Source organism: Rhodohalobacter mucosus (assembly GCF_003150675.1).
GTDB classification, from domain to species: Bacteria; Bacteroidota; Rhodothermia; order Balneolales; family Balneolaceae; genus Rhodohalobacter; species Rhodohalobacter mucosus.
Map to the genome: position 1 here is coordinate 44,246 of NZ_QGGB01000012.1, position 23,728 is coordinate 67,973.

Genomic DNA, 23,728 nt, shown 5'->3' on the forward strand with positions numbered 1-23,728 from the left:
TAGGAGTTTGGAATTTGGGATCTGGGGTGTGGGATTTCCTCGTCTCACGTTTGACATTTGACGTCTGCCCTTTGCCTTTTGCCTTTTGCCTTCTGCCTTCTGCCTTTTGCCTTTTGCTTGCTCCTCGTAGCCTTCTTAAACTACGAAGTAGTTGGCGAAGTGGAGCCTTTTCACTAAAATCATAAATCTAAACAAAATCACGCCTATCTAACCGCAGCGGGCGCAGAGAAGGCGCGGAGAACGCAGTGGGAGTTTGGGATTTGGGGTTTGGAATTTCCCCGTCTCACGTCTGACGTTTGACGTTTGACATTTGACGTCTCCCGTCTCAAGACTCATGACTCAAGACTAATCCCATATTTCACCACCTCCACCAATCCCGTCTCCTCATCGGTTTCTCTAGCGTATAGAAATCCATCCCGTACATCAATGATCGACCACTCCCTCGGGCGGATTACCTTGCCGGCAGCCTCTTCTGACTCCGGATCCAACACCAGCCAGGTGTATGTATCGGGATCCTCCGTGAACAGTGAAACCCATATTCTCCCTTCATCATCCGTCAGCATATCATCGAAAGCCGGCCAGGTCTCCGGCATGTCGTCGTTTCGAACCATGCTGATCCAGGGTTCTTCCCTGTCGGCATACTCAGCAAGCACATCGGTACGGCTCAACGATGTGTTTTGATATGGCACGTAAATCGCTTGCCGGTAGCTTCCATTTGTGTCATGCATTTTGAACAGTAAATCATCTGTCCATCCGTGAATTATGGTATTGTCTCCATCAAACGAAATATGAGATTTGCGATTATAGTCCGTACTCATAATGTGCACACTTCCTTCTCCTCTTCTCACAAGAGCCTCGCTGGCCGGAAAAGTGTAAACAGTCCCCTCTTCAAAATTTCCTTCCTCCCGTTTCAGAACTCTTCCACCAATCCGGGGTTTCTCAGCCGAATCTCCTCCGGTTGAATAGCCCACTCCAAAATGAATCAGGTAGGTATCCGGATTCAGTACGGAAAAGGTACCCGGATACTGGAGGTATCCGCCTTCTGCATTCATCTCGTATGGTATAACCACATCATCCACAAATTGATAATCATCAAGGCTGAACCTGGAAATGCGCAGGCTGCTGCCGTCCAGTACATGAAGAAACTCACCGTGCGGCTGAACCCAGGATATCCGGCGGAATTCGCCCGGACCGTCTCCTTCCCCGCCGATCTCAGTGAGGTGTGAGCCATCCGGCTCGTATACATGAATCACATATCGGTTGCCGTCCGCAATGTACACACGGCCCTGATCATCAACAGCCACACGTCCCATCCGTCCAATAATCACCTCATCCGTATCTCCGAACCGTGCAACCCGTTCCGGATTCAATTCGGGTACTTCCTCAACCGAGGCACTGATCACAGTGAGATTTTCGAGGGAGGCAATCTCTTCGGGAATCTCGATGTCGGGTGTGCCGGAACAAGAGGCGAGGAACAGGATGAGGGGCAGTAAAAGGAGACGGATTCGGATCATGAAATTGATTATTTATGATTGATGATTGATGATTGGCTGCCGGCTATCAGGTTTCAGCTGTCAGCAGTATAGGTTCTTGTTTTTGGTTGGTTGTCAGTTGTCTGTTGTCAGTTGGAGTAAAAAATTTTTCAGCTCATCAATCACAAATTGAAATAAGTATCAACCAAACTTAACCGCAGCGGACGCTGAGAAGGCGCGGAGTTCGCTGCGTGTTTGGAATTTGAAGATTGTGATTTTCCCGTCTCACGTTTGACGTTTGACGTCTGGCTTTTGCCTTTTGCCTTTTGCCTTTTGCCTTTTCACCAAAATCATCAATCCCCAATCAACAATCACAAATCAAAATCGTACTTCACAATCTCCGCCAGTCCTGTCTCCTCATCGGTTTCGTAAGCATAGATAAACCCGTCCTGAATGTGCCTGATTGCAGTGGACCGGGGCCAGGTGAATGTAGCAAGCGGAGAACCCCCGGGGCCGAATACCATCCATTTCCACTCTTCACTGTTTTCCGTAACTCCCGACACCCAAAACCTGTTTTCGTCGTCAACGTGCAAGGCATCAACGGCCGGCCAGGTTGAAGGCATATTTTGATTTCTTAAATGGGACTGATCCTGTTCGCTGCGATCCTTCACTCTACTCATTACATCACTGCGGTCCAATGAGGCCTTCGGATATGGATAATAGATGGCCTGTTGATATTGTCCTTCCATGGAGTAGGATTTAATGAGCAGATGCTCAGACCAGGTGTGATAAAGTGTCCCGTCAGAATTCATCGCGATGAGAGACTTTCTTCCATAAGGGGCCGGAAATGCCCTCATAAAACCCTCGCCGGAAATTACAAGCCATTCGTTTGCAGGAATGGTTAAGAATGCATCCTCTTCAAACCGTTCGTCCGGGTTTAGTACGGCACTCTCCCAAACCATCTCATCGGCATCCCTGTCCCGCATAAAGGGTCCCGTAAAGAAAATGAGGTAGCTGCTGTCGGGACGGGCGAAATAGGTGTAGGGAAACCCAAACTCAACCGGGGCACTGTCTTCCGAAAAGCTGATACTGGAATGAAATTCAAGCGATTCCAGAGTGAACCGGCTTATCCGCCTTGGAGACGCATCCATCGCATGCAGAAAACCGTTTGAAATCCGCAGCGTACCCAGACTACGAAACTCTCCGGGGCCATCCCCCTCCCTGCCTAATTGTCTTATCCGGTTTCCGTCAGGGTTAAATACATGAATGACTTTTTGATCTGTATCATTTAAAAATACCCGGCCATTTTCATCAACCACGCTTGAACCGATACGCCCGATCAATACATCTTCTGTCTCACCGAACCTGGCCACACGTTCTGGGTTCAATTCGGGTACATCTTCAAACGAATCCGTAACAACGGTAACATTCTCCAGCGAAGCCACCTCTTCGGGGATCTCGACGTCGGGTGCACCGGAGCAGGAAGCCAGGAGCAGGACAAGGGCTATCAAAAAGGTACTGAGTCGAATCATGGAATTGATTATTTATGAATGGTTGTGTGTTGTCGGTGGTCAGTTGTTAGTTGCAGGGTACTTATAGTTCTTAGTTTTGAGTTTTGAGTTTGGAATTTGGAATTTGGGATTTAGGATTTGGGATTTCCCCGTCTCACGTTTGACGTTTGACGTCTGACGTCTGACGTCTGACGTTTGAAAAAATCATTTGTTGCGAAAACAGTGTTTTACCTGAGTCATACCACCGTACTATATAGATAATAAATCCAACGCCTGCAACCCGGATTTGCCGGATTCCTGCCGCCTGCAGACATCTGTCCCCGCCGTTTTTTCTTCATCACGCAAAATTTCCGCTCACGGCAGAACCAATTGGCTGTCAAAAGATTTTAACCTTTCCGTGAAATTTTATAAAAAGGTTTGAGGCTCACCCGTCTATACCTAATTACATTATACTTTTTGAGATGCCAAGTTTTTTTATTAATCTCGCTCTGCAACCAATCTTATCTCTATTCTGACTATGGGGTCACTTCTACCTGGCTACGAACACGATATTTTCGTCAGTTATCGGCATCACGATAACAAATACGACGGGTGGGTTACGGAATTTGTTGAGAGGCTTCAGCAGGAACTGAATGCAACCCTGAAGGACCGGCTGACCATCTATTTTGACAAAAACCCTGAAAGCGGGCTGAGCGACAATCATGTAGTGGACCAGTCCATCGGTAATAAGATCAAATCCCTGATCTTTATTCCGGTCATCTCCCAAACCTACTGTGATACATCATCCTTTGCATGGAAGCAGGAGTTTAAAGTATTCAAGGATTTTGCGGATAATGACCGCTTTAAACGCACCATCCGGCTTTCAAACGGCAATTTCACCTCCCGGATACTTCCCGTTAAAATACACGATATCGATGTTACCGATCTTCGGCTGCTTGAAACGGAGCTCGCGGGAACACTGCGCTCCATTGATTTTATCTACCGTGACGCCGGCGTGAACCGGCCGCTCAGGCCCGTGGATGACGACATTCAGGCGGGAACCGCACAGGCCAGGATTCTCTACAGGAACCAGATCAACAAGCTGGCCTATGCCATCAAAGAGATTGTACAGGGAATCAAGGATATTGACCGGCATCTGCCTCAGGCCGTAAATCCGTCCACACTCTCTTCTCCCGAACCGTCAAAGGGTGCCTTTTCATCCTCTCACCCGTCCGCTTCGAAGGTAAAGGTATTGGATCAGAGCGGGCCCAGCGTCTACCTGGCGTGGACTTCCAGCGACCTGAAGGAGGAGCGCGAAGAGATGGCCATTACGCTGAAAAAGGCTGGATTTAATGTACTGCCATCCACCGATTGTCCGGCCGATGACGAATCCTTTAAGGAGAAGGTTCGGGAAGACATGGCACGCTGTTCTTGTTCGCTTCACATGCTTGGCGGTGAATTCGGCAGGCGCTTCGAATTTGAAAGCGAGGTCTCCTTCCCGCAATTCCAGTTCCTGGAAGCAAGAAAAATGATTGAATCGGGCGAAACGGATTTCAACTGTTTTATCTGGATGCTGCCGGAAGCTTCGGCCGGCATCAAACCTGATCAGCGCAATTTTATCAACTTTATCCGCAACAACATTACCCAGAACATGATGTTCTCCAACAGCATGGGGCCGATGCAGCTGGTCGACGACATGCGCGTGGTGATGAAGAAAGAGGAAGAGGAGCTGTTCGACTCGAAGGATACGGAGATCTTCTTCATCTACAATCAGCAGGATGAGGCGGAAGCTAAAATTATTACCGACCACCTGAGCACGGAATACCCGGTTGAGATTATGAACATCCTGCCAGACGGTGAAGACAAGTACCGGGAGATCAGCACTCAGCAAATACCGAAGAGCAAGCTGGCGGTTGTCTATTTCAAATATGCCGCCGACTGGGCACTGCCGTTTACCAAACAGGTCTGGAAAACCGTGGGCGGTGCTTCTTCTCCCACTCCCCTGTTCCTTGTTGGAGAGGATGATCCGAGCAGCAACAGGGCGCGAAATTTCAAAGCCCCCAAAGTGGTCTCGTCAATTGTTCCAAAAGAAGAAGTACCCGCTGAGGTTAAGAAGGTGTATATCACCGTAAAGGATATGAGTTAGGTTCTGCCCTATGTTTGATGATTATCAGATTTGCCCCTATACCGGACTGCGATCCTTCACGGAGGAGGAGTCGATCTATTTCAAGGGGCGGGAAGATAACATCGAACAGGCCATCGAGCAGCTGCAGCGCAACAAGTTCCTCATGCTTACCGGTGCTTCCGGCGACGGAAAGTCTTCACTGGTGTATGCAGGCATCATCCCCAATGCACGCGCCGGTTTTCTGCGGTCCAGATATACCGATTGGGTGGTTGCTGATTTCCGCCCCGAACGCAACCCGTTTAAAAATCTCTGCAAAAGCCTTGCCGAACAGCTCGAGATTGAAAATACCGATACGGTTGAATCGGAGCTGAAACACGGGTTTTCCGCACTGATTGATCTTTACAAAAATTCTCCGCGTCACCTCGACACCGAATCTGCCGAATGGACCGGTGCCGACGATGCGGGCAAAGCGGCCCTGAAGCGAAAGTCGGCGAACCTGATGATCCTTGTTGATCAGTTCGAGGAATTCTTCACCAACCCGGAGAACTACCAGCACGGGGCTCCGTCAAGGGAGTCTAACCTGGTGCTTAACCTCCTTCTTGAAACATCGCGCATTGCCCTTGAGGAAAATCTCCCCATTTATGTGGTGTTTACGATGCGCTCCGATTTCATCGGTCAGTGTTCCGCCTTCAGGGGACTGCCGGAGTATATTGGCTTTTCCCAGTTTTTTGTTCCGCGCCTCAACCGCACTCAGCTGCAGCAGGTTATTGAGGAGCCGGCCGTTCTGAGCGGCAACCGGATTTCCCGCAGGCTTACCGAGCGCCTCATCTATGATCTGACCGAAGGTGTGGACCAGCTCCCCATTTTGCAGCACGCGCTGAACCAGATATGGCATGCCGCTGATCAGGGCAGAGAAGAGATGGACCTGATTCATTATGCAATGGTGGGCGGAATGCCGGCGGATGAACTGCCGCAGGACCAGAAGGAAAAATTTCATAATTGGTTCAACAGCCTTCCTCAGGAGATTCGGGACTGCTATCATGAACCGAGCCTGCAGAATGTACTGGATACGCATACCAATAAACTCTACCTCGAGGCCACCGAATACTACAAGCGTGAATCGGGTAAGGATATCTCTGTGGAGGACGTACGCGCCGTCATCAAAACGGCCTTTACATGTCTTACAAAAATAGACCAGAGCCGTGCCGTCCGCAACAGGATGACCCTTCAGGAGATTACCGATATTCTGAACCGTCCCGGAATGGACACGGAGCAGGTGGGTGCCGTGCTCAACATTTTCAGAGAACCCGGCAATACGTTTATACGGCCCTTTATTGCTGAAGACACGGAGGACAAAAAGCTTAAACCGGACGACGTACTCGACATCACGCATGAGAGCCTGATCCGGAACTGGCACTATCTGGAAGAGTGGGCGCTTGAGGAGTACGAGGACTACACGGTGTACCTGGATTTTGAAAAGCAGCTCAACCGCTGGGTCGACAACAATAAATCGAGCGGGTATCTGCTCTCAATCGGCCCTCTCACATTCTTTGAAAACTGGTACGAACGGGTGGAACCCAACAAGTACTGGATTTCAAGATATCTGCCGGATGAACTTGAGCGTGAAAAGAAGCTTGAAAAAGCGGAGCGGACCCTGTCGAATGCTCGGGACTTTCTCCAGCAGAGTGCCCGGCGGCATGCCGTAACCCGCACCTTTATGAAGTACGGTGCCAAAAAAATCGGTGGTGTTGTTTCCGTCATCCTGCTGCTGGGGCTGGGTGCGTATGGCGCCTGGAATGCCTACCAAAAGCAAAACAGCTCGGTACTTGAATCCATTAAGGAAGAGACCATTGCGCTCGCAAACCGGCCCAATCTTTCGCTTCAGTCTACCGTACCCCCTCTGGTCGAAATGATGATCATGGATGCAGTAACCATTCCCGAGATCCTGGAGGGAATTCATGAACAGGACCAGAAAATCAGGGTTGCCAACGGCATTGCCTCAAACCTGCTGCTTCAGGGAAGAAGCCAGCCTGCTGCGTTTACCTTTAATGCATTAAGCAAAGCAGACAGTCTGCTGAACGTATATCGTCCGGAAGCACAAAGCGTTGAAGAACTTACACAGACACTCCGGTTGCTCTACGATTTTAGCATCACCGCCGAAATGAACCATTATTATCTGCAAAGCGAGGAGTCAGCTGCATTGGTTCAATCGAATGCGGAACGCTCAGCCGAGTGGGCAATGCATATTTTAATGGAGCAACCGGAAAGTTTCTCAGATATTCAGCATCTGCATCTGGCGATTGAAAACGGCCTGAACAACCGGGTTTTCAGTGCTGAAGAGGTCAGTGAAATGCTGTCCGTGCTTTCGCCGTTTGAGCCTGGAGAGCGAAGCAGCTGGGTGATGGATAGTTACCCACCCGACAGGGTGCTGATCCGCGGAGCACAGCCCATATACGGAAACCGGCATAACGGCCTCTATCAAATGATGGCTTATCTCTATGCGGCAGCAGATGAACCGGGGCTCGCCATGCAGAGCGTTGACTCCATCCTGGTAAATCAGAGTACATTTTTTGAAAACGATTATGATTCCCACAGTGAAAATGCAACTCATATAGCCGCTGTATTCTACACGTATGATCACCTGAATGCTCTTGATAGATTTGTAGATGAATATTCATCACGTGCCAACTGGTCGCCCGCCGATTATTACAACCGCCTGGTTTCCAGAACCTATTTAGAACTATACCTGGCTGATCATTTCAATTTCTATACCGGGTCACCCCGATACTACGGTAATCCGCATCTGAAGTTCATGTCGGATGAGATGCTTACTTTCTTTTTTACCAAAATGAGAGAAGATATTCTGCAAAAAAACAATGCGGACGACAGAAACTTTAGACTGGCTCTTTCATACAAGAACGAGGGGATTTTAAAAGCATTCCGCAATGAAATCAGGATGAACCCTGCAGCAAATACATCACTTGCTTCCCTGTTTGATAAAGCCATCACACACTATCGGCGTGTTCCGGAGAGTTATCTGAACCAATCAATTACAATTCCTCTGACCTCCAGCCTGGATATTGCCTCATACCCCCGCAAGCATCTGTTTCTGTTTCCGGATATGAGGATGCCTTTTTACTTCGGAGAACCGAGAGCCAGAACATTTTCATACAACAGCGCTGCATTTCCTGCGTATCTGATCGAAACCGGCTTATTCGGCGATCTCTATTCCGAGCCCGATACACACCGCTATTTCGAAACCTGGATGCAGGATTATCATGCGTCCATGATCTCCCGGGATTGGCTTTTCAGAGAACCTATTGCAAGTTCCACTCTGGAAATCCTTGCCGATCAGCTTGAGCTTCTCAATGCCGCTGAAAACGCAGATCTTAACCTTCTCTACATACACCTGGCCGATGCCGCTTTCCACCGGGGTAACGCTGAAATCGGGCTCTCTCACCTGCGGATGATCGAAACAGACCGGCTGCTCAACTCATTTCAGTATTCGCTGCCATTCTTCATCAATACGCACTCGATGGAGATGGTGGCCCATGCCGTGGCTCATGCCACCCTTCACGGTGAGATTGACCTTGCCCATAGCCTGGTCGACGTATTCCAGCAGCAGGTGAACCGGTCCTCGCTCTACGGATTCGCAAGCCAGCAGCTGTCCCTGAACTATCGCGCGGAAGATGCCGCGATTCAGCTGATCGACTCCGCCCGAACGGAGATGCTGCGCCTTGATAACCCCTCAGTTTTTCAGCCAAACCGGCTGATTCTGGCAGCAGCCATGATGTACCAGGATCCTGAAAACAACCGGGAGGAAGCCTATCAGGTCATTAAGAATTCAGGGAATAAATTTAATGCCATGTTCTATTTCACCGAGTCGCATGGTTTCAATGAGGAATTTTTTGAGGGAATCAGCCACATTCCAGACCTGGTATCCAGCGCGGACAGGCTTGGATTTTATTACTCAATCCTGCATGGATATAACATAAATGGGGAGATAGGTCCCGAATGGGAAGCCTATTACAACAACCAGTTTGTCTTCATTCGAAGATTCCTGCCTTACATAGCGGAGGGTTCATAGATGTTTGATATGCAATCCATATGTCCTTACACCGGCCTTCGGTCTTTTACTGAAGAGGAGAGCCTCTATTTCAAGGGGCGGGACCAGCAGATCGATCAGATCACCGCACTGCTTGAACGGAACAAGTTTCTGATGCTTACCGGTGCGTCCGGTGAAGGCAAGTCTTCTTTGATCTATGCGGGTCTGATTCCAAATGCACGGGCAGGCTTTTTCAAAGCGCAGTACAGCAATTGGGTGGTTGCCGATTTCCGCCCCGAGCGCACTCCGGTCAGTAACATGGCGGAAGCTATCTCCGACAAGTTTATGATCAATCCTGCCACGGCCGAAACGGAACTCCGCCGCGGATATTCGTCCCTTATTGACCTCTATACCAGTTCCAAATTCTACGTTGATAAAAACAGCGAAGAGTGGAAGGACGCATCCGATGAGAAAAGAGCGGAAATGCAGAGATCATCCGCCAACCTTCTCATCATTGCCGATCAGTTTGAGGAATTTTTCACCAATCCCGAAAACTATTACAACGAGGTGCCGTCGCAGGACTCTCAGGTGGTGGTAAACCTTCTACTGGAAACCGCGAAGATTGCCCTGGAAAAGGATATTCCGGTTTATGTAGTCTGTACCATGCGTTCCGATTACATCGGGCAGTGTTCTGCGTTCAGAGGTTTACCAGATTATATCGGATTTTCACAGTTTTTTGTCCCCCGGCTGAAACGAAAGGATCTCAAGCAGGTAATCCTTGAGCCGGCCGAGTTAAGCGGAAACCGGATTTCACAGCGCCTTGTGGAACGGCTGCTTTACGATCTATCCGAGGGTGTGGATCAGCTCCCCATCCTGCAGCATGCGCTCAAACAGATCTGGCGTGCAGCCGATGACGGCAGCGAGGAGATGGACCTTATCCACTACGCCAAGGTGGGAGGCATGCCCGCAAATGAGCTGCCGGAAGAGGATCAGCAGAATTTTCTCACATGGTACAAAGAGCTGCCGGAGTTTCAGCGCGGCTACTACAAGGATACGGGGCTGAACCGTGTTATCGAAATTCATGCAGACCTGCTGTTTGAAAACGCCTGGAATTATTATTCGGAAAACTATCCGGATCATCCCATATCCAAAAAGAGGGCTGAACGGATCATCTCCACAGCTTTCAGCTGTCTCACCAAGATCGACAACAGCCGCGCCGTCAGAAACCGGATGAGCCTGCAGGAAATTACCGATATTATCGACTCTCAGGGCATATCAAGTGAGATTGTCGGCAGGGTGCTTAAACCATTCAGGGAAGAAGGCAACTCCTTTGTCAGGCCTTTTTGCACCGATGATCCCGATTCCTGTGAACTTTCCGGCGATGCCGTGCTCGACATCACCCATGAGAGCCTGATCCGGAACTGGACCAGGCTGCGTGAGTGGGCACATCGTGAATTTGAATTCTACTCTATCTACCAGGACTTCAAAAAGCAGCTCGACCGCTGGAAAAACAGCGGAAAGAGCAGCAACTTCCTGCTGCCCATCGGTCCTCTCTCCTTTTTCGAGAACTGGTACGCCGAATGTCGGCCAAATCCGAGCTGGATCCGCCGGTATTCTGAAATAGAGGGCGACAAACAGGCCGAACTGGAGAGCGCCGGTCACCAGCTGCAGGATATCCGGGAGTTTCTGAAACGTAGCGCCCGAAAAGTTGCGATACCTCGTGCATTTATGAAATACGGCGCAAAGAGGATTGCAACCGGTTTTGCTATTTGGGCCATGATTATTCTATCGATTATATACTGGATTGATGCAGAGCAGAAACAGAATGATTCGGTTGTTGAAACCATACAGGAACGCTCGGCTTCGCTCCTTCAAAGCAACGAAGTGAACTCTGAAATTAAAGCGAACAACCTGCTGATCAGTGAACGCTATGAACCCGGATCACTTGCTGAAAGCATTTCTGAGTTCAATCCTCGCTCCGCACTTACTCTCTCTGTGGATCTTTACAGGCAGCTTCTGATGTACAATAAATACGACAAAAGCGATCTGAAAGGGGATCTTATTCAACAAGCACGGGAACGAATGGATGCCATGCTGGATGCCGGAACAGATCCGCCCTTTCTGCTGAATGAGCTGAACCAGTTCACCACCATGCTGGCTTACGACAACTATTATAATCCGGAAATACAAACCGAGGAAATTTTGCGGAGCTACGCGGATGAAGGATACAATCTGGCCCTCTCCTTCTTCAGCGATACATCTCTCTTCCGGCCCACGATCCCGATCGAACTGAATTACGCGATTCAGCAGTGGCTTACATTCGGCAGCGTTACCCCTGCGAAATCTGAGGTTATCCTCGACCTGATATCACCGTTTGAAAACGCCGAGGCTGAAGAGATGTTTCGCGTCTATTACCCGCGCGGCAGCTACGAGATCAACGGCCGGGTAGCCAACAACTTCAACGGAGGCTATCACACCCTCGCCTCTCTCTATGCTTCTGAAGGAGACTCGGACCATGTAATTGCGAGCTTTGAACAGATCCGTGACTCCGGTCAGGATGAGTATTTCATCGGCAGCCTGTTCAACAACTACAACCATATTCTGGCCATCTTCTACCAGTTCGGGCACGACCGGCAGGCTGCACCAATGGTTGCCTGGCTGGGTGAGAACTACGAATCGAATGTGCCGCTGACCATCTACCGGAACTCCGTGATCCGCGCCGGTTATATGAGTGCTTTTTATCGTGTGAATGTTCAGAAAAATATCTTCCGTGCATTTGGCGGCTACTTTTTCCCAAATCTGACCCTGGCCGACCGTGAAGTGTTTGATTCGCTTGCAAACAGATATGAATCGATGATTCGTGCCATTCCGGACGAAAACGAAAGAAACTACACTTTAGCCATCAACAAGAAACGGCGGGCCGTATACAACCATAAGTATGCTTTCGACCGGGGTTTGATTCCCAGGCTGGATGAACTGACCGGCCTTCTTGACGAAGCCGTTGAGCATTTTCGTATGGTTGATGAATCTTTTCTGGATGAGGAAATTCCTGTAACCTTGCCCTATTTCGGGGAAGGCGTGCGGAGCATACAGATCAAAAGACGCAATCTGTTTATTTATCCCGACTATATGGAGGGATGGTTCAGCCGAACCTACCACTCGGATCTCTTTTTCAATTACATACACCGGAACGAGCTGATAGAGGAGTTTTACCGAACGCCCGAGGAGCTCGACATGATTCACCTGTGGCTTGCCAAGGCGTACGAGAAAAAACCGAACATGGAGTATGTCAAGTTTGACAATAATTATACGCTATCTGATGAGGTTCATTCCCGTATCCTGTCCGTCATTGAAGAACATGCTGTTGGCCCGTCCTTCGACCTGAACCTTCTAAGCCTCATCATGGCAAACAGGGAGTTCGACAAAGGCAACACAGAAGAAGCCTTGGAGCATTATGCCCGTTTTGACGAAGATAATTTCCAGGCTTCCAGGGACCGCTATGAATACATTGAAAAAACCTTTTTCATGAATCAGATGAAAGACATCGCCGTGAATCTGGCAGTCGCGGGATACCATGACGAAGCGCTGGCCATGGCTGAACGATTTGAAGCGGAACATGAGAAAGCCTATGCCTATATATTCATTGCAGAAAATGTCTACCTGGAGGCTCAATCTCCCGAATCCTTTGTTTATCTTGACTCAGCCCTTACCAAAGCAAGCCGTGTCGACTTTTCACAGTTCGATTACGGAGTGAACAGGCAGATCGACATTCGTCAAAACCTGATCCTGCTGCTCTCCAGAATAGGCGGGCGCGAACTCAATGAGATTTCGAACGATGTGCTTCGCGAGATGGTCGAGGATGTTAAGTTTTCAGGAATCTTCAGCCGGGTATTTGGCGTGGCAGAGGAGGGCAATTTCTACAGGGCCATGACGGCCATGCCACCCACGTTAACGGAAGGTCAGGAGCTCTTCCTGCAGTCACTGATTCTCCGGCAGGCTGCTGTAGCACAGCAGACAGCTGAGGAAGCAGCTCGCTGGGAACCCATGGATACCTTTTTCACCCACGATTTCAACTATGTATTCTACCTGCCCAACTAATCATGAACAGATATAACACGCTATATTATCTACTGATCCTGCTGCTGATTACCGGTGCCTTTGCCTCGATGGCCCAGAACGGGTACGGCATCAAGCTGATGGGTGGCGTGGCAGCAGCGTTTAGTCTGCTTTTTCTGGTTCAGGCGGTGGACTATGTTCAGACTGGAAAATCAAAAATATTTCCGCTGATCGAACTCGTCAGCCTTGCCGTACTTGCCGGTATAATCAGCCTGAGGGTATTTTATATCCATTTTCCTTATGTGGAGCTGATGTACGGACTGGCCGGGATCTGTCTGTTGGTTGTATATGCGATAAAACTGAGTAAGATATTTCCGCAGATACGCGAAGAGAATTCGTTTCTCTCATGGATGGTACTTCTGTTTTTCGGAAGCCTTGTACTTTTTATTCTTTCCCTTACCCTTACACCCTTCTCTCCCGGGCTGGCAGAACCCGCAGGCATGGCTGCATTTGTGCTGATCCTGTTTTTTGCGCTGGCTTCAATTGCAAAAAATGAGGTGCTCTACCAGGGAGAAAACGTTAATGCGCTCAAAATCGCCACGCGTGAAGAGCCCCGGGCCGTCATGATCCTCTCCATATTTATGCTCTTCAGCCTGTATATCGGCATGAACAGAGTAAACCTGATCCCGTCCATCTACTCGGATGAATACCCGCGTGCCTATTTTGAGCTTGTGAACCGTGCCGAAACCGGCAATGAAGAGCCCGTAGACGGACAGTACCGGCACGACCGGTTCCAGCAGGAGTATGAGGAGTTTATTGAAAAGCATACGGATACGTTTGAGTATTAGCATCTGGGATTGATATGTGATGGACGATGAGTGATGTGAGATGTATGAGGATTTGTTTCACTTCACTTTTTCTGGATTCTCACGCCATAATTGAACTCATTTATTCTCTTTTGAATGATCAAAAGAGACAACGCCGTAGGCATCCCTTCGGGAAAATCACCGGCGAGCAGATCCTCCGGTGGGAGATTTCCCGCCATCCGGCGGATCCAAAAAATGAGCTCCACTTCGCTCCGGCTCGCGATACTCGCCTATGCTACGATCGGGATGACAAGGCACGGGGGAGCAGCGGCGGCGCACGAGAATCCCAAACTCAGGAATAAATTTTTCCGCGCCGCCAATTCCTGGCCAATGCATCCAAGCGCTGAAAGCGCGGCAATCAACAGCCCGGTGCAAAGCGCCGGGTTGGGAAACCGTAGACAATTCAACCCTGAGACGCAATTTATACCAACGCTCACAATGGTATCGAGGGGTTGTATAACCAGAAATGCGGAGGGTTGGAAGGCCCAGTGTTTCATCCCCTCTCCCGGGTTCTTACTGGCACCTCCGTAATATATTTCATGGTTTTTCCACGATCTGGCCCGGAGGTTGTGGCCGCTGGCGCCTGGGGGGCTACCGATCAGATGTTCCTCCGGAACATGGGGAATAGAACAACAGAGCTCCAAGCCGAAATCGATTCCCACAAATCAATACCGACCATCTGTTTTTGGGTTTCAACACCCAACGACGGAGGCGTTAAACCTCAATAGCGCGGGGCTATGCGGAACACACATTCCAAACCCCGAGGCTTGATCTTGATCAGCGTCAGGATTTGTGTCGAGGGGTCGTGGGAAAATTACCCAAATGAAACGCTGGGGATTTCCCGCCATCCGGCGGGTCCAAAAAATGAACTCCACTTCGCTCCGGCTCGCGATACTCGCCTATGCTACGGTCGGGATGACAAGGCGCGGGGGAGCAGCGGCGGCGCACGAGAATCCCAAACTCAGGAATAAATTTTTCCGCGCCGCCAATCCCTGGCCAATGCCTCCAAGCGCTGAAAGCGCGGCAATCAACAGCCCGGTGCAAAGCGCCGGGTTATGATTCACCCTCCGCCCAGCCCCGAGGCCGAATTCAGGTCAACGCTCGGATTTGTGTCGAGGGGGTTGTACGGCTAGATATACAGAGGGTAAAAGACCCCTGTCTTTCTTCCCCTGTTCCGTGCTCTGTGGAGAACCTCCGTACTTTATTTCATGGTTTTTCCACGATCCGCCCCGGAGGTTGGCCGATGGCGCCCGGGGGGCTACCGATCAGATGTTCCTCCGGAACATGGGGAACAGAGAAACCGACGAACCGATGAACTGATGAACTGATGAACTGATAAAGTAGATATCATTGACCACCGACCTTCTACTCTCGACGATTATCTGCAAATCATTTTTCGATTTATGGCTCTTCGCTTTGAATCACTTCTGCCTTTTGCCTTTTGCCTTCTGCCTGACATACTGTAGCCCTGACAAACTGATCACTCCTTCAACCGCTTCAGGCTCCACTCTTTGTTCTGCGACCGCAGGTAGGTTTCGCTGTCCAGCACATAGGTGTCAAAATGTGCCAGATCCCGGATCGACTCCGATTTTTCGATGACGGTCTCCAGCCCCTCCTGCATCTGCTGATACTTGAATTCCATCTCTTTGGTATTGTTGGATTCCAAATAGGTGGAAATCAGCGCAATGAATCCCACCAGCATCCCGATCAGGCTTATATCCACAATGTAGGCCGGCATGGTGTAGAATTCACCGATAATATTGAGCATCCCCCAGACAAGCGATACGGCCAGCATCAGATAAATGACGGTTTTGTAGAAAAACATCTTCTTTCTCAGCTGAGCCCTTTTTTTTCTAAAATAGGCCAGCTGATCCGCGAGCCGGTACTTTCTGTAGTACTTTTTCTTCCCGGCAAGGTCATAGGAGAGAACACGCTTCTTCAGTCCGATCAGCCGGCTCATATTGATGAGATATCCGTGCCATACAAACGGTTTCAGCTGGTCGATGTACTGTTCAAACTCGCTTTCGGAATAGCAGCCCGACTCATTGTTTTCCGACCGGATATTGAACAGATAGAACCAGATCTCACTGCGGATCTGCTCCGCTTTCGCACGATCCTGGGTCCATTTGCCAAAGCTGGTTTTGTCGGAGAGCCTAAGCTGAAGCGTCACAAATACACCCGTCATAGAAATAATAACGGCAATAATCCGGACTACCGGTGCATATCCCCAGAACATGGTGTCCGGTATATTTCCGAACTCATCAAAGAAGACAATGACACCCAGGATAATCAATCCCGTAATCAGTCTTTGCTTCCATTTGTTCTGATGATAGGTAGCAGAACTGTCGAGCTCCCTGAAGACCGGGATGATGGAATCGAGCATGTCCACTTCGTTGGGCTTCTCTTTCGCTTCAGGCCAGACGATATGCACTCCGATGCGTCTTCTTTTCAATTCCTCCACAAAATGGGAGGTACCTCCATCTTTCAGTGCTTCCTGCGGACGCATCAGCGCCATGGCTGTGACAAGCTCTTTGTCCCCGCCCGCCTCCGTCATCGCATACTCAAACATCGATCGGTTGCATTTTTCAAAGGGATTTTCGTCTGCGGTTGCATCCCCTGTATATATCACCTTATCGGCCGACCCAAGGATACGCTCAAATTCCTTCTCCCAATTCACAGGTTCGCGTGTGCTCTCTTTTTCAAACAGCACAGATTCCTCAAGGAACCGCTCTTTTGCAAATGGTAGAAAAACGATGAGCGGAATTCCCATTTTCAGCACTTCATCGGCAAAAATCATATCTCCGCCTGCACCCAGGCTGGTGATAGCAATATCAGGCGCGTCATGGCGCATCTCCTCCTCCAGATACGTGCGGATAAGCCTGCGCACATCCTCCATCATATCAACCCGAAACCGTTTTTCTTTACGGCCGGCCGCATCAATCAGATGACCGGTAAACAGAATTGATCGTTTGGCGTCGCTTTTTTCGGGCATTACACAGTAGTGCATTTTGAGATTCTACCGGAGAGCAACCTGCCATCACACCGGGAGATATTTGATGCAAAAATATCCTAAAAAATGATCAAATGACGAATTATTACCTTCAATGCATCTAAACTGTTGCTCAATCACTAAAACCTGAAACATTTGAACAACTTCTTACAAAAAGCGCCAACGACTCTCCTCAACTTTTAGTAACATCAGTGCAATGTCTATCAACCTAAGAAACCATTCACATGACACGTTTTCTGATTGCACTGCTTACTTTTCTCATAGCCCTGCCGGCAGGTCTCATCGCACAGGATAATGGCGATGATGGCAAATGGGATGTAAACACACATCGCGCCGGATACGAAGAAATTTCCTTTGAAACCGACGAAGGCACCTGGATGAACCTGGATGTGAGTCCGGACGGCTCACAGATTGTATTCGATATGCTGGGTGATATCTATATCATGCCGATTGACGGCGGCGAAGCGGAGCTGCTGCGCGGCGGACTCGCCTACGAAATTCAGCCCCGGTTCAGCCCGGACGGCTCACAAATCTCCTTTACAAGCGATGCCGGTGGCGGCGACAACATCTGGGTGATGAACCGCGATGGCTCGGACGCCAAACAAGTCACCAACGAGAGCTTCCGCCTTCTCAACAACGCCTTCTGGACACCCGACGGTAACTACCTGGTAGCCCGCAAACACTTCACATCAGGACGCTCACTCGGTGCCGGCGAGATGTGGATGTATCATATTACCGGCGGATCCGGCATTCAGCTCACCGAGCGGCCCAACGACCAGCAGGATGCGGGTCAGCCGTTTGTCTCCCCCGACGGACGCTACGTCTACTACAGCCAGGATGTTTATCCCGGCGGATTCTTTCAGTACAACAAGGATCCCAACAGCCAAATCTACGTGATTAACCGGTACGACCGGCAGGAAGGCAATATCGAACGCGTGACCGGCGGGCCGGGCGGTGCCATCTCACCAACCCTTTCCCCTGACGGAACCCGCATGGCGTTCATTAAGCGGGTGAGAACCAAGTCGGTCCTTTTCATCCGCGATATGGAGAGCGGTATTGAGCGCCCGGTATATGACGACCTCACCATCGATCAGCAGCAGGCGTGGGCGATCTTTGGTCCCTACACCAATTTCAACTGGACGCCCGACGGCAATCATCTCATTTTCTGGTCGAAGGGCAAGATCAACAAGCTGAATGTGAATACACTCGAATCGGAGATCATCCCATTCACTGCCACGGCTACACATCAGCTGGCCGACGTGGTCCATTTTGAATCTGATCCCGCGCCCGACACCTTTACAGCCAAGGCGATCCGCCACGCCACCACCTCCCCCGACGGCAGCCTTTTGGTGTTCAACGCGGCCGGCTATCTCTGGAAGAAAGAGCTGCCCAACGGCACACCGGAGCGGCTCACAAGCGAAACCAACCTGGAATTCGAGCCCGCTTTTTCACCGGACGGAAACGCCCTGGCATGGGTTACCTGGAGTGATGAGGAGATGGGGGCCATCAAAACGATGCGCCTGAACCAGCGCAGGGCCACTCCGCGACAAATCACAACCGAGAAAGGCATTTACCGCGAACCCTCCTTCTCACCGGACGGCAGCACGATTGTGTTCCGGCGTGAGAACGGCAACAACCACATGGGATACGCGTGGACCGAATATACGGGCATCTTTACCATACCGGTCGATGGCGGGGAGATGAAGAAGGTCCGTGACGGCGGCGGCACACCCATCTTCAATGCGTCCGGCGACCGCATTTTTTACCAGCAGGGCACCAACTTCCGCAGTGTGGACCTGAACGGACAGGATGAGAAGCACCACTTCCGTTCCGAATATGCACTCGGCTTTACGCCCAGCCCCGACAACCAATGGATCGCCTTCCATGAGCTCTACAAGGTGTATATCGCCCCGATGCCGCAGGTTGGTGATGACATCACCCTGAGCGCCAACACACGCGCCATTCCGGTCACTCATGTGGCGCAGGATGCGGGGTATTACCTACACTGGTCAGGTGACGGACAAAAACTGCACTGGACTCTTGGCGAGGAGTACTTCACCGTGGAACTGGCCGAAGCGTTCGACTTTCTGAGCGGCGGAGAAAAAAGCGAGGAGCTGCCTCTGGGTGAAAATGACGGCATCATGATCGGGCTGGAACTGGAAACCGACAAACCGGAAGGCGTGGTGGCTTTCACCAACGCGCGCATCATCACCATGGATGGCGATGAAGTGATCGAAAACGGGACTATCGTGGTTCGTGACAACCGGATTGAATCAGTGGGTGCAAACGTATCCGTCCCAAGCGGGGCCCACGTTGTGGATGCCTCCGGTCACACCATCATGCCCGGCCTGGTGGATGCCCATGCGCACATCGGCAACTTCCGGCAGGGACTGAGCCCGAACCAGCAGTGGGAGTATTTTGCCAACCTGGGGTACGGTGTTACAACCGCGCACGATCCCTCCTCCAATACGGAGATGATCTTCTCGCAGTCGGAGATGGTGAAAGCCGGGAATATGATCGGTCCGCGCATTTTCTCTACCGGACGCATCCTGTACGGTGCCGAAAACGTGCAGAAAACCGTTGTGAACGGACTGGACGACGCGCGTTCCGCCGTCAGAAGAACGGCGGCATTCGGAGCTACTTCCGTGAAGAGCTACAACCAGCCGCGGCGGGATCAGCGTCAGCAGATCCTTGAGGCCGCGCGCGAGATTGGCGTCAACGTAATGCCCGAGGGCGGATCCACCTTTACGCACAACATGAGCATGATTCTGGACGGACACACAGGCATCGAGCACAACGTACCTATCTACCCGCTCTACCGGGATGTGCTCACGCTCTGGGAAAACTCCGAAGTGGGATACACACCCACTCTGGTGGTGAACTACGGCAGCATGAGTGGTGAGTTCTACTGGTACCAGCACACCAACGTCTGGGAGAAGGAGCGTCTATTGGAGTTCACTCCGAGAGGCGTGGTCGATTCCCGGTCGCGTCACCGCACCATGGTACCCGAAGAGGAGTATGAGATCGGACACTTCCGGAGTGCGGCGGCGGCCAAAGAGCTGCACGACCGCGGTGTGACGGTAAATATTGGCGGGCACGGACAGCTTCAGGGCCTGGCGGCACACTGGGAGACCTGGATGTTCACCCAGGGCGGCATGAGCAACCACGATGCACTCCGCACAGCAACTATTAATCCTGCAAACTACATCGGCGCGGGCGATCATATCGGCTCACTTGAGCCCGGCAAACTGGCCGACCTGATCGTGATCGACGGCAATCCGCTGGAGAATATCTACGACACCGAGAACGTGGTCTATACCATGATCAATGGTCGTCTGTACGATGCCTCCACCATGAACGAGATCGGCAACTACTCGCGCGAGCGCCTGCCCTTCTGGTGGGAGCGTCAGGGCTACAGCGAGCAGTTCGACTGGCACGCCATCATCGAAGCCGACGCCCACGGCCATAATGTGAACGGGCATTGATACCAGGGTCATCGGATGAGTCAACCCGGAATAGCAACCCATGTTTGAGGGCTACCGCTATTTGCGAAAAACTCATCCGATGACTTTTTATTTACCAGGCTTCATCATCCCTCCCCCGGGGAATACCCCATAGGGATCCCTTCGGGAAATTCCCCGCTCGAATATGCCGACGTACGGTCTTGAAGAAGCTAACAGCTGTCAGCTGTCAGCTATCAGCCATCAGCTTTTTAGAATGAGTGTCCCATCCTTGAACATTGACCGGCTGATCGGTTGTGCGGTTGAACATTCCCCTCCTTTGCGTTCCTTTGGATTCTTGGCGGCTAAATCTATCCGATTTATAAAGATACCCCAAAGTCATGTTTACGAATAAGAAACCAAGGTCTGATAGATTATTCGCTTTGGCTGCGGTGGATTTTGCTGCATACGCGGTTGGGGAATTTCGGGGAGTGCAGCGATTCTTTAAGTATCATGGACTATGTCATTATTATTTTTCAATTTTGTAAAGACGCAAATAAGGAATTTGTTCTATTTGCCGAATCAAAAAAAAATTATCGGAAACAATCCTCATGGTACTTGCATGGTCGGTTTCCAATGTGTCACCGGAAATTTTATTTACCGGATTAAGATCTTGATCAAATATATCAATACTATAAACATCGTCATTTAGTACCAGTGCAAGAATTTTATTGTCCCAAAAATTTAAGTCAATAATTCGCTGTCTTATTCTTAGAATGCGCCCGTCTGCCTGGATATTATTATCTGTTTCATTCTTGACATAGGAATCTATCAAGACTCCATTCCAATCATACTTTTCGATTTTATATGGGTTAGGATAGCTCACATAAAAATGGCCTGAACCAGGCAAAACTCTTTCAAAATTACCGGTTCTTGCGATCTGCATCCAATTTGACGGCCGTTCTATATAGGTGTTGATTTCATTTCCGTTGAAATCAATCACATGCAAAATTTTATCCTGAACCGTAGGCCAAAAACCTGTTACCAAGAGTCTATTCTCCTCTCCTAAAAGATGCATATTGGTAGGCCTGAACCGGATATTAAATTGACTTACTAAATCTCCTTCATTACTAAAAATCACGACCCGGCGACTTCTGGCATCTGCAATTGCCAGATTATTCTCACTGGCTGCCAAAGCCGATAGGTCATTGAGCTCACCCGGCCCGTTTCCTTTTTGTATATCAATCTCTCCGAATCTTCTGATTTCTTCGTTTTCAAGAATAAGCAGATGAACTTTATTCAGAATACTGTCTAAAACATAAATTTTATCTTCTACAACAGTAATATCATCTATAGAACCAAACTCGAAGTTGGTTGGGTCTAATGAATTCCCAAAATCTGAAATGTATTTTATTTCCTGGGAATAAAGGTGGCTACTGATACTAAATAATAGAGCTAAGAATAATATTTTTAATTTCATTTTTTAAAAAAATACCCAACATAGATAAGAATGTTGGATGCTAAATTTTTCAATCAATTTTCACAGATTTCATCCGGTTGGCAAGTAACACAAATATAACATTCTGTTTCAGGAGAATTATTACAAATATCACTCGCACAAGCAAATGTCCAGAGTTCTTCTCCAACCCCGCATGGCCTTTCATCTATACATGTAGATCCTGTCATTGCAAGACACTTTACATCTGCTATACTCGAAATTTCAGTCATGAATGCTGAACTGAGTATAATTACTATACCGACCGAAATACTTGCTATTATTTTTATAGTACAAATTATTCAATTGTTATAGATTATAAATTCAGTAATAACCTGCATTGAATAATATAATTTTTCAATACGCACATGTGCGTATTATTTTAAGTACATGTACGTAGTCTCACACCAACGCCTAACTCTTCTTTTAGCCGTTCTTGACTTCCCAGAGCCACTTTTGCAGCCCAAGCCTGCCCTTAACACCGAGTTTATGGCATATGTTCTGTTTGTGTGTCTGAATGGTCCGCTTGGAGTTGCCCAGCTTGTCTGATATCTCACTGCTTGTATATCCTTTTTCTACCAGTCCCAGCACCCTCACTTCGGCGTTATTAAAGCTAACAGCTGTCAGCTATCAGCATTCAGACTTCTATCATTATGCGTCATCCTTGATCATTGCCCGGCTGATCTGTTGTGCGGTTGAACATTCTCTTTTCCGTGACCTCCGTGGCTAACTCTTCCTTCACGCTTCCCCCGGGGAATGAATTCCCCGCTCGCATGTGCCGACCTACGGTCTATCTCAAGCTTACAGCTATCAGCCGTCAGCATTTTCGATTTCATACCTGAACATTGAGCATTGATCGGTTGTGCGGTTGATTATTTCCTCCCCCCGTGGCAATTTACTTTTCCTGATTTGGCGGTAAATCGACCCGGATTACAAGTTTTCAAGATCATCAAGATCTTTATAGCGGCCCGATGCTTTCTTATTTTTCTTTAGATCTTCAAGCGAAATAGTTTGAATGGCAACTCCCTCAATTGTAAAAGAGTTTCTATTTGAATAGCTATCAGAGAAGGTTAAACCGGTCACAGAAGTAATAATATCAATTCGGTTTGGGGGGTAACCTAATTGAATGATCTGGTCTTCTTTGGTAAAATCTTCAACTCCGAGGTCTAGACTACCAAAACCAAAATCATTCAGAACCTCAACAACTTTTGCGGCATTTTTTTTGGTTGGATTAATCCAAAAATCTATATCACCAGTATATCTCACGTAACCGTATAATACGACGGCATACCCGCCTACTAGCAGATACTCAACTTTCTGATCGTTTAATAATCTTGCAAACTCTTTGAACTCGTTGCTCAGCATCAATCCCTTTTAGTTTCATGTACTGTTTGCGCAATTCTTCCAATGCCATCAGCCTCTCCTCCGGCGTTTTGCTGCGCCAGTACTCCCGCTCGTCTTCATACTGCTGAGGGTCTTTAAGGTGATATTTTTTAACATATTTTTCCATGAATGGCAATACTAAAAATACAAAATATTCGAAAGATAAGCGACATTCTAAGCCCGGAATGACTCTTCCTACGATCTATCTCAAGCTTATAGCTGTCAGCTATCAGCCACCAGCTTTTTAGAATTCATGTCCCATCCTTGAACATTGCCCGGCTGATCGGTTGTGCGGTTGAACATTCCCCCCCCGTGCCTTCTGTGGCAACCTTCTCCCTCCGCGCTC

12 protein-coding genes are annotated in these 23,728 nt (G+C 49.3%); 5 read left to right on the forward strand and 7 right to left on the reverse strand.

All coding sequences use genetic code 11. The annotated features are described in order from the left end of the window. Positions 1-332: 332 nt before the first annotated feature. Both DDZ15_RS16235 and DDZ15_RS16240 read right to left on the reverse strand, forming a co-directional pair. On the reverse strand, positions 333-1,514 hold the full coding sequence (locus DDZ15_RS16235; RefSeq protein WP_109648178.1) for a 6-bladed beta-propeller: 1,182 nt from the start codon (positions 1,512-1,514) through the stop codon (positions 333-335). 329 nt (positions 1,515-1,843) lie between these two features. Beyond that, complete coding sequence (locus DDZ15_RS16240; RefSeq protein ID WP_109648179.1) at positions 1,844-3,004, reverse strand: 6-bladed beta-propeller; 1,161 nt, start codon at positions 3,002-3,004, stop codon at positions 1,844-1,846. A 496-nt stretch (positions 3,005-3,500) separates the two neighbouring features. Between DDZ15_RS16240 and DDZ15_RS16245 the strand changes: the two genes are divergently transcribed. From DDZ15_RS16245 to DDZ15_RS16260, 4 genes are read left to right on the forward strand one after another with little or no spacing between them, the layout of a single operon-like run. Then, positions 3,501-5,108 (forward strand): DUF4062 domain-containing protein, encoded by a 1,608-nt coding sequence (locus DDZ15_RS16245; protein WP_109648180.1) that lies wholly within the window; start codon positions 3,501-3,503, stop codon positions 5,106-5,108. Positions 5,109-5,118: 10 nt separating this feature from the next. Then, positions 5,119-9,174: an nSTAND1 domain-containing NTPase gene (locus DDZ15_RS16250; protein ID WP_109648181.1), complete on the forward strand. Its 4,056-nt coding sequence runs from the start codon at positions 5,119-5,121 to the stop codon at positions 9,172-9,174. Next, entirely contained in the window at positions 9,175-13,230 is a 4,056-nt protein-coding gene (locus tag DDZ15_RS16255; protein ID WP_109648182.1) for an ATP-binding protein, read from the forward strand. Between the two features lie 2 nt (positions 13,231-13,232). Further along, on the forward strand, positions 13,233-14,036 hold the full coding sequence (locus DDZ15_RS16260; RefSeq protein ID WP_109648183.1) for a hypothetical protein: 804 nt from the start codon (positions 13,233-13,235) through the stop codon (positions 14,034-14,036). Positions 14,037-15,534: 1,498 nt separating this feature from the next. Here the strand turns inward: DDZ15_RS16260 and DDZ15_RS16275 are convergent. Beyond that, a complete protein-coding gene (locus tag DDZ15_RS16275) occupies positions 15,535-17,046 on the reverse strand; it encodes an SLATT domain-containing protein (RefSeq protein ID WP_158278756.1) in 1,512 nt (503 codons plus the stop codon). Positions 17,047-17,288: 242 nt separating this feature from the next. Here DDZ15_RS16275 and DDZ15_RS16280 point away from each other — a divergent pair, with 242 nt between their 5' ends. Then, positions 17,289-20,549 (forward strand): amidohydrolase family protein, encoded by a 3,261-nt coding sequence (locus DDZ15_RS16280; protein WP_109648187.1) that lies wholly within the window; start codon positions 17,289-17,291, stop codon positions 20,547-20,549. 484 nt (positions 20,550-21,033) lie between these two features. On the opposite strand, the gene DDZ15_RS16285 is transcribed toward DDZ15_RS16280, so the two are convergent. The 4 genes from DDZ15_RS16285 to DDZ15_RS16775 all read right to left on the reverse strand — a co-directional run bounded on the left by DDZ15_RS16285 (position 21,034) and on the right by DDZ15_RS16775 (position 23,509). Beyond that, complete coding sequence (locus tag DDZ15_RS16285; protein ID WP_109648188.1) at positions 21,034-21,984, reverse strand: 6-bladed beta-propeller; 951 nt, start codon at positions 21,982-21,984, stop codon at positions 21,034-21,036. Between the two features lie 441 nt (positions 21,985-22,425). Beyond that, on the reverse strand, positions 22,426-22,596 hold the full coding sequence (locus tag DDZ15_RS17115) for a helix-turn-helix domain-containing protein (RefSeq protein ID WP_423242077.1): 171 nt from the start codon (positions 22,594-22,596) through the stop codon (positions 22,426-22,428). A gap of 333 nt (positions 22,597-22,929) precedes the next feature. Then, complete coding sequence (locus tag DDZ15_RS16295) at positions 22,930-23,364, reverse strand: nucleotidyltransferase (RefSeq protein ID WP_109648190.1); 435 nt, start codon at positions 23,362-23,364, stop codon at positions 22,930-22,932. Beyond that, positions 23,309-23,509 (reverse strand): hypothetical protein, encoded by a 201-nt coding sequence (locus DDZ15_RS16775; RefSeq protein ID WP_158278757.1) that lies wholly within the window; start codon positions 23,507-23,509, stop codon positions 23,309-23,311. The genes DDZ15_RS16295 and DDZ15_RS16775 overlap by 56 nt, the downstream gene beginning before the upstream one ends. Positions 23,510-23,728: the final 219 nt, after the last annotated feature.